This is a genomic window from Protofrankia sp. Cr1, assembly GCF_963555865.1.
GTDB lineage: Bacteria > Actinomycetota > Actinomycetes > Frankiales > Frankiaceae > Protofrankia.
In genome coordinates this window covers 17,050-17,561 of record NZ_CAUVXO010000075.1, presented here as the reverse complement: position 1 = coordinate 17,561, position 512 = coordinate 17,050, and the positions used below count along the sequence as shown (strand labels likewise).

Annotated in this window: 1 protein-coding gene; it reads left to right on the top strand. The window is 67.6% G+C overall.

What is annotated here, in order from left to right; all coding sequences use genetic code 11:
- Positions 1-138: 138 nt before the first annotated feature.
- On the top strand, positions 139-512 hold a 374-nt coding region (locus U9980_RS09170; RefSeq protein ID WP_322767531.1), incomplete at its 3' end, for a DivIVA domain-containing protein.

Here is a 512-nt window from a genome sequence, read left to right as displayed (position 1 = left end):
GCCCGCGGTCTGCTCCGTGCCTGCCGGATCGGCGGCGTGGGGCGTGTCGGCGTCCGTACTCATCGAAAGGGAGTTTAGAGCGCCCGGAGCCTCGCACCGGGCGAAACTACAGCCGCGATCACGCTGGCGGGGTGGCAGGTGCGGCGCAACCTTTCGGCCCGTGCCACGATCGTGAGTGTGTTGCTCGCTGTCGAGATAATCGTTGTCGCCGCCATCGTCTTCGCCGTCGCAGCCCTCTCGGTCGGAAGGTTCGACCGGTTGTCGCCGGCACCGCCGGATGCGGCTGACAACGGTCTGCCATCACCGACCGTGTCTGCGACTGACGTCAGCGGTGTCCGGTTTGACATGGCGTTTCGCGGGTACCGGATGGCCGAGGTGGACGCGGTACTCGCACGGCTCGCGGACGAGCTCGCCTGGCGGGACGCTGAACTGGCGCGGCGGGACGAGGAGATGGTCAGGCTTGCCACCTTCGCCCATTTCGATCATCAGTCGCCGGGTCACCAGTCGTCGGG